We start from the raw sequence: 7,277 nt of genomic DNA, 5'->3' as shown, positions 1-7,277 counted from the left end.
GGGGAAAGGTCACCGCGCCCGCTGGGGGACCGCCTCACGGAGCGCGGCGAGTACACGGGAGACCGCCGCCCCCGTCGCCGCGCCGCGGCGGACCGCGGCGATCACGTGGCGGGTCGGGTGGTCCTCGGCGAGTTCGCGCATCACCACGCCGTCCCTGCGCACCGTCGCCATCCGCGGGACCAGCGCCACCCCCATCCCCGCCTCCACCATCGCGAGGATCGACGTCCAGCCCGACGCCGAGTGGGCCTGTTCCGGGGTGAAACCGGCGCCCTCGCACGCCGCCCGGGTGATCTCGGACCAGGGACCGCTTCCGCCGAAGATCCACGGCTCGCCCGTCAGGTCAGCGAGCCGCAGCCCCGCTTCCGAGGCCAGCCGGTGGTCGCCGGGCAGCGCCACGTCCAGCGGGTCGGCGAGGAGCGACTCCCGGGCGAAGCGCGCGTCCCCGTCCACCGCGGCCGGTGCCTGCACCGCCAGGGACAGGGCGATGTCGACCTCACCGGCCGCGAGGAGTTCGTACGCCTGGGCCGCCTCCGTCTCCCGTACCCGTACGGAGATGCCGGGCGCCGCCGCCCGCAGCGCCCGCACCGCGGGCACGACGAGCGCGGGCACGGCGGTCGAGAACGCCCCGACCCGCACCTCCCCCGCCTCACCCTGCACATATGCCGTCAACTCCGCGTCCGCCCGCTCCAGTTGGGCGAAGACCGCTTCCGCGTGCCGCAGCACCAGGTGCGCGGCGTCGGTGAGCCGGACCCGCCGCCCGTGCGCCTCCAGGAGCGGCACGCCCAGCTGTTTGGCGAGGTTGGACAGCTGCTGCGAGACCGCGGACGGCGTCATCTGCAGCGTCTGCGCCGTCGCCGTCACGGTGCCCCGCTCGCTCAACGTGCGCAGGATCTGCAGCTTCTTGATGTCCCACTCGCTCATGAGCCCAACGTACCGACTGGTCAGAAGCACGGAACCCACGGGCCGCGCCCCCTGGCTCACTTCGTGCGGGCCGCGCCGAGCACGACGCCGCCCAGGATCAGGCCCATGCACAGCACCTGCAGCCACCCCATCGCCTCGCCGAGGACCGCGAAGGAGAGCAGGGCGACGCAGACCGGCTGGAGGTAGTAGACGACCCCGGCGCGGGCCGCCCCGATGATCGAGATCGCCTTGTTCCAGGCGAAGAAGGCGACGGCCGAGGACACCACGCCGACGTAGAGGAGCGGGGAGACCGTGCCGACGGTGGGCTCGAAGCCGCCCTGGACCGCGTGACTGGCCAGGAACACCGGGAACAGCATCAGCGCGCCGAGCACGAACGTCGAGAAGAGGAAGGGGAGCCCTTCGATCTCCGCGGGCTTGCGCTTGAGCAGCGCGCTGTACGAGCCGAAGGAGAGTGCCGCGGCGATGATCCAGAGGTCGCCGACGGCGAAGTCCATGGCGAGCGAGCCCTTGCCGACCAGGAGCAGCACCCCGACGCAGGCGACGAGCATGCCGGTGACCCGTCGGGCGCCGAGCCGGGTGCCGCCGACGCGTTCGTAGACCGCCATCAGCACCGGCGACGCGGCCATGATCATGCCCATGTTGCCCGCGGTGGTCGTCATACCGGCCTGGTTCACCAGGGTGTTGTAGACGGTGACGCCCAGCAGGGAGGCGAGGAGCAGGAACTTGAGGTGCTTGCGGAGCAGTTTCCGCTGCCGCCACGTCTGCCGCGCCGCGAACGGCGCGACCGCGGCGATGGCGATGATCCAGCGCCAGAACGCGTGCTGGACGGGCGGCACGGCGTCGTGGAGCGCGCGGGAGGTGACGAAGCTGCCCGACCAGACGACGGTGGCGAGGGCCGCGAGGGCGAGGCCGACGCCGACGGGGCGCACGGCTCCCGCCGTGGCGACCGGCTCGGTCGGCTGCTGCTGCGCGGTGCGGGCGGTGGTCCGGTCGAGGACGGTCACGAGGTATCCCTTGCCTGTCTCCCCGGCTCCGCGGGGCGTCTCGGTCATGTGCGGGACAACCGTCGCACCCCATCATTCATCACGTCCATCGAAACTTTTCGCCGTTAATGTTAAGTGATAGCGAATGGTTTGATGGCTGGTGGTGCTCTAGTTCAGCGCCCACTTCCGCAGCGTCGCTTCCACCTCCTCCACCCCTGCCCCCTCCGCCGCCCACGCCACGTACCCGTCGGGGCGGACCAGGACCGTCGTGCGGCGGCCGCTCGACCAGTGGACCCGGACCGCGCGGCCCGTCGCGCACTTCTCGTCCTCGGGGGCGATGAGCACGAACTCGCCCGCGCGCAGGGCCTCGTAGAGGCGGCCCTCCTTCAGCGCGACATCCGGGACCCTGCGTCCGACGAAGCGGTGGGCGCCCCTCGGGGCCCGGTAGGCGATGCCGATGCCCGTGATCCTGCCCGTCGCCGCGGACCGCGCCGCGGGTACGCGGTCGGCGACGGCGGCGAGGGCGGTGCGGGCCGCGCGCGTCCACGGGCGCTTGGCCATCGCGAGCCTGACGAGCCCGCCGCTGCTGCGCAGCACCGCCCTGCCGACCGGGTGCCGCTCGGCCTCATAGGTGTCCAACAGGCCCTGCGGGGCACGGTCGTTGACCACGGCGGCCAGCTTCCAGCTCAGGTTCGCGGCGTCCTGCAGCCCGGTGTTCATGCCCTGGCCGCCCGCCGGGGAGTGGACGTGCGCGGCGTCCCCGGCGAGGAGGACCCGGCCCACGCGGTAGGCGGGCGCCTGCCGCTCGTCGCTGTGGAAGCGGGACATCCAGCGGGCGTCGTGCATCCCGAAGTCCCGGCCGAGCGCCTGCCGGACGATGCCCTTGACCTCGTCGAGGTCGAGCGGCTCGCTGTCGGGGACGTTGCGCGAGCGGTCCCAGCCGATGACGCGGTGGTAGCCGTCGGCGAAGGGCGCGATGAAGGCGAACGCGTCGCCGTCGGCGTTGACGGTGATCAGCGACTCCGGCCGCTCGGCGAGCCTGACGTCCGCGAGGACGAGCGAGCGGATGACGGACCTGCCGGGGAAGGGCAGGCCGACCGCCGCGCGCACACCGCTGTGCAGACCGTCGGCCCCGACGACGTACGCGGCACGCAGGGTGCCGGATCCACCGTCGGTGGCGCGGACTTCGAGCGTGACGCCGTCCGGGTCCTGGATGAGCCCGGTGACCTCGGTTCCGTACGCGAAGCGCACCCCGGCGTCGACCGCCCGGCGTTCCAGGACGCGCTCGACCTCGTACTGCGGCAGGACCAGGACGTGCCGGAAGCGGGAGGGCAGCCGGGCCAGGTCGAGCGCGAGACGGTCGAAGAGGCGCAGCCTGTCGAGCGGCTCGCCCTTGGCCTCCAGCTCGTCGGCGAGGCCGCGCGCGTCGAACTGCTCCAGGGTGCGGGCGTGCACGACCATCGCCCGCGAGAGGTTGCTGATGCCGTGCGCCCGCTTCTCGACGAGCATGACGGGGACCCCCGCGGCGGCGAGATCCCCGGCGAGGAGCAGCCCGGTGGGGCCCGCACCGACGACCACGACGGTGTCGGTGGTGGTTTCAGCGATGTCGGTGGGTTCGGTGGTGCGTGCGCTGTCCGTCGTACCGTTCATGGCCGCCTCCGGCGCCTCATGGTGCCAACACTTGTTGGTCAACGCTTGTTGACCAACGTAGAACCGCACCCATGGACTGTCAACGCTCGTTGGCCTACGTTTGTTGGCATGACGGAGAGAACCACTGAGGCACCCCGCCGCTCGGACGTCACCCGCGCCGGGATCCTCACGGCGGCCCGCGAGCGCTTCGCCGCGGACGGGTACGAACGCGCGACGATCCGCGCCATCGCCAAGGACGCACGCATCGACCCGTCGATGGTGATGCGCTACTACGGCAACAAGGAGGGGCTATTCGCCGCCGCCACCTCGGTGGACCTGCGGCTGCCGGACGTCGGCCGGGTGCCGCGGACGGACGTGGGAAGGGTGCTCGTACGGCACTTCCTCACCGTCTGGGAGGGCGACGGGGTGCTCACCGCGCTGCTCCGCGTGGGCATCACCAACGACGCGGGGGCCGAGCGCATGCGGGCCGTCTTCGCGGAGCAACTGCTGCCGGTCGCGCGCGAGGTCTGCCCCGACCCGGCCGAGGCACCGGCCCGGGCCGCGCTCTGCGCCGCACAGCTGCTGGGACTCGCCCTGACGCGGTACGTGCTGCGCTTCCCGCCGTCGGCCGCGCTGTCGGGCGACGAGATCACGGAGTGGCTGGCGCCGACGCTGCAGCGCTATCTGACGGCCGAGCGGCCGTGAAGCGCGAGCACCCGGCACCGGCACGAGCACAAGCACGCCGAGGGCACCCCGCGGCGGCGCCCGTACGAGGTACGGGTCGTCGGCCACAGGGTGCCCTCGGCGTGAAAGCGGTGCGTGAGTAAGAGGGCCGGTCAGCCCTGCTTCTGCTGCTTCCGGGACTTGTCGCCGACCATCACGAGGCCCGCGATCACCAGGAACAGCACGATGGGCGCGGCGACGTACAGGCCGAGCGTGTCGATGACGCTCAGGCCGGGGCCCGGGTCGTCACCGTCGTCGCGCGCCGCGAACGCGGGGGACGACATGAGCAGCATCATCAGCGTCGTGCCGGAGGCCAGGGCGCCGGCGCGCAGTGCGTTCTTCTTGTCCACGGTGCCAACGTAGCGAACTCCTCCACGGGGTGCGCGCCCGGGGTGCCGTACGGGCACTTTCACCCCGCCCGCTCCCCTTCGCGGAACACCGCCATGAGGGCGTGCAGCCGCGGAGAGGCGGCCAGTTCCTCGAGGGTGACGGGGCGTCCGGCGGCATCGGCGACGGGCAGCCGCCAGTTGGGGTACTCGTCCCAGGTGCCGGGGAGGTTCTGCGGGCGGCGGTCGCCGACCGTGTCGGGGAGCCAGATGCCGATCATGCGGGCCGGGGTGGCGAGCAGGAACCGGTGCACGGCGCGGATCTCGTCCTCCTCGCAGCCGGTGCCGCCGGGCAGCAGGCCGAGCCGGGAGAGCAGCCCCAGCCACTCGTGCACGTCCGCGGCGGCCTCGGCCCGCTCCTGTGCCAGCGGGCGGGTCAACAGTCCCAGATCGTGCCGGAGTTGGACGTGCTCGCCGGTGAGGCGGGCGGCGGTCGGGGGCAGGTCGTGCGTGGTGGCGGTGGCCACGCAGTCGGCGCGCCAGGCGTCGGCGGGCAGCGGGCGTCCGTCGCCCTCCCAGTCCCGCTCGAACCAGAGCACGGAGGTGCCGAGCACGCCGTGCTCGCGCAGGGTCTCGCGGACGCCGGGCTCGACGGTGCCGAGGTCCTCGCCGATGACGAGGGCGTCCGCGCGGTGCGCCTCCAGGACGAGGACGGCGAGCATCGCCTCGGCGTCGTAGTGGACGTACGTCCCCTCGGTGGGTTCGCGGCCCTCGGGGATCCACCAGAGGCGGAACAGGCCCATGACGTGGTCGATGCGGAGCGCGCCCGCGTTCCCCAGCAGGCCGCGCAGGAGGGCCCGGTAGGGGGCGTAGCCGGACTCGGCGAGGCGGTCGGGGCGCCAGGGCGGCAGGCCCCAGTCCTGGCCGCGCGCGTTGAAGGCGTCCGGCGGGGCGCCGACGGACATGCGCGGGGCGAAGTGCCGCTGCTGGGCCCAGGCGTCGGCGCCGCCGGGGTGCACGCCGACCGCGAGGTCGTGCACGAGGCCGATGTCCATGCCCGCTTCCCGGGCGGTGCGCTGGGCGGCGGCCAGCTGGGTGTCGGTGAGCCAGGCGAGGCGGCAGTGGAAGTCGACGCGGTCCATCGCCTCGCGCCGGGCGCGGGCCGTTCCCGGCGAGGCCGGGTCGCGGAGGGCGGCGGGCCAGGAGTGCCAGTCGGGGCCGTAGGTCTCGGCGAGGGCGTTCCAGGTGGCGTGGTCCTCCAGGGCGGCGCCCTGCTCGGCGAGGAAGGCGTTGTAGGCGGCGCGGCGGCCGGGGCCGAGGGGGACCTCGTGGAGCAGTTCGAGAGCTTCACGCTTGAGGGCCCAGACCGCGTCGCGGTCGATGAGCGCGCCCTGCCGAAGCACGGATGCGCGCAGCCCGGCGGCCCGGCGGCACAGCTCGTCGGCCCGGTCACGGGCCTTGCCCGTCAGGTACGCGAACTCGGGGACCGCCTCGACGCGCAGGTGCACGGGGTCGGGGAAGCGGCGGGAGGAGGGGCGGTACGGGGAGGGATCGCTGCCCGCACCCTGCGCGGGCCCGGGCACTGCCGCGTGCAGTGGATTGACCTGGACGAACCCGGTGCCGAGCGTGCGGCCGGACCAGGCGGCGAGCTCGGCGAGGTCTCCGAGGTCGCCCATGCCCCAGGAGTGCCGGGACAGGAGGGAGTAGAGCTGGACCAGCAGTCCGTGCGTGCGGCGCTCCGGGGTCCCTGAGCGCCGTGGGGCGACGATGAGATGTGCCGTCGCCCCGCCGTCTTCGGTCGGGCTCAACCCCGGGCGCCGTACGTGGAGCCGGTGGACTCCGGCGGGCAGCTCCCCGGGGAGCCGCGGCTCGCCCGCCTCGCCGTGGGCCGGGGCGGCGGAGCCGGTGGGCACGTCCCACTCGACCTCTCCGCCTTCCTCCTTCTCGACCCGTACCCGTGTCCCGGGCGGCAGCCCCGCGAGGGAGGGGGGCAGCGGACCGTCCGTCCACGCCACCACCGTCGGGGGCAGCAGCCGGGCGGACCGCTCCGCCTCGCGCGCCGCCAGCGCCGCCCGGACGGCCTGTGGAGTGCTCGCGTCCACATCCAGCGCGGCCAGGGCGGCGACCACCGCGGTCTCGGTGGCGGGGACGGTGCGTCCCGGGGACGGGGAGTAGGAGGTGGCCACGCCGTACGAAGCGGCCAGCCGGGAAAGGGGCATCAGACCCCCATGAAGTCCAGGCCCGAGGCCATGCCGGTGGAGGTGGGCTCGCTGGTCAGCGGGGCGGCGTCGGCGAGGGGCGGCTCGCTGGTCAGCGGCGCGGCGTCGGCGAGCGGGGGCTCGCTGGTGAGGGGCGGCTCGATGCAGCCGCAGGAGCAGGAGCCGTCGAGGCCCGAGTCGGGGTGGGAGACCTGTTTGGAGAGCGCGGACAGCAGAAGATTTGCGGAGGCGGCCACGTGGGAGCTCCTTTTCAGGGGGCAGGTCTCGGCAGCCCTACCCAGTGCGCGGGCGCGCAGACGTATACGGTGCCACAACGTGACCCTGGTCACATCACCTTCCCCTTACGAAAGTTGTTGCACCGGGGCCTTTCCGCCCCGGAAGAACGGGCTCCGCCCCCTCGACTCCCGGGAAGATGTCCGTCACGGCAGGACCGCCCACCAGCCGGTCCCCCAGGGCCTGTCCGGCGGACAGGCCCT

7 protein-coding genes are annotated in these 7,277 nt (G+C 73.5%); 1 reads left to right on the top strand and 6 read right to left on the bottom strand.

The features are described from left to right. Positions 1-9 precede the first annotated feature (9 nt). The 3 genes from AOK03_RS34370 to AOK03_RS34360 all read right to left on the bottom strand — a co-directional run bounded on the left by AOK03_RS34370 (position 10) and on the right by AOK03_RS34360 (position 3,554). Positions 10-921, bottom strand: coding sequence for a LysR family transcriptional regulator (locus AOK03_RS34370; RefSeq protein ID WP_055569301.1), 912 nt, complete (start codon positions 919-921; stop codon positions 10-12). 56 nt (positions 922-977) lie between these two features. Beyond that, positions 978-1,973 (bottom strand): DMT family transporter, encoded by a 996-nt coding sequence (locus tag AOK03_RS34365; protein ID WP_079075140.1) that lies wholly within the window; start codon positions 1,971-1,973, stop codon positions 978-980. Positions 1,974-2,072: 99 nt separating this feature from the next. Continuing rightward, complete coding sequence (locus AOK03_RS34360; protein ID WP_055569300.1) at positions 2,073-3,554, bottom strand: FAD-dependent oxidoreductase; 1,482 nt, start codon at positions 3,552-3,554, stop codon at positions 2,073-2,075. A gap of 108 nt (positions 3,555-3,662) precedes the next feature. Here AOK03_RS34360 and AOK03_RS34355 point away from each other — a divergent pair, with 108 nt between their 5' ends. Continuing rightward, on the top strand, positions 3,663-4,238 hold the full coding sequence (locus AOK03_RS34355; protein ID WP_055569299.1) for a TetR/AcrR family transcriptional regulator: 576 nt from the start codon (positions 3,663-3,665) through the stop codon (positions 4,236-4,238). Between the two features lie 131 nt (positions 4,239-4,369). On the opposite strand, the gene AOK03_RS34350 is transcribed toward AOK03_RS34355, so the two are convergent. Genes AOK03_RS34350 through AOK03_RS34340 form a run of 3 tightly spaced genes read right to left on the bottom strand, consistent with a single transcriptional unit; the run spans position 4,370 to position 7,037 of the window. After that, positions 4,370-4,606: a hypothetical protein gene (locus tag AOK03_RS34350; RefSeq protein WP_055569298.1), complete on the bottom strand. Its 237-nt coding sequence runs from the start codon at positions 4,604-4,606 to the stop codon at positions 4,370-4,372. Positions 4,607-4,665: 59 nt separating this feature from the next. Beyond that, positions 4,666-6,801, bottom strand: a complete 2,136-nt coding sequence (gene malQ, locus AOK03_RS34345; RefSeq protein WP_055569297.1) for a 4-alpha-glucanotransferase — start codon at positions 6,799-6,801, stop codon at positions 4,666-4,668. Further along, positions 6,801-7,037 carry a hypothetical protein gene (locus AOK03_RS34340; RefSeq protein WP_055569296.1) on the bottom strand — a complete coding sequence of 79 codons (237 nt, stop codon included), beginning with the start codon at positions 7,035-7,037 and terminating at the stop codon, positions 6,801-6,803. The genes malQ and AOK03_RS34340 overlap by 1 nt, the downstream gene beginning before the upstream one ends. Positions 7,038-7,277: the final 240 nt, after the last annotated feature.

Origin of the sequence: Streptomyces atriruber (assembly GCF_001418325.1) — a bacterium.
In the GTDB taxonomy this organism is placed as follows: Bacteria; Actinomycetota; Actinomycetes; order Streptomycetales; family Streptomycetaceae; genus Streptomyces; species Streptomyces atriruber.
Note: the sequence above shows the minus strand (reverse complement) of the source record. Positions and strands in the feature narration are given on the sequence as shown.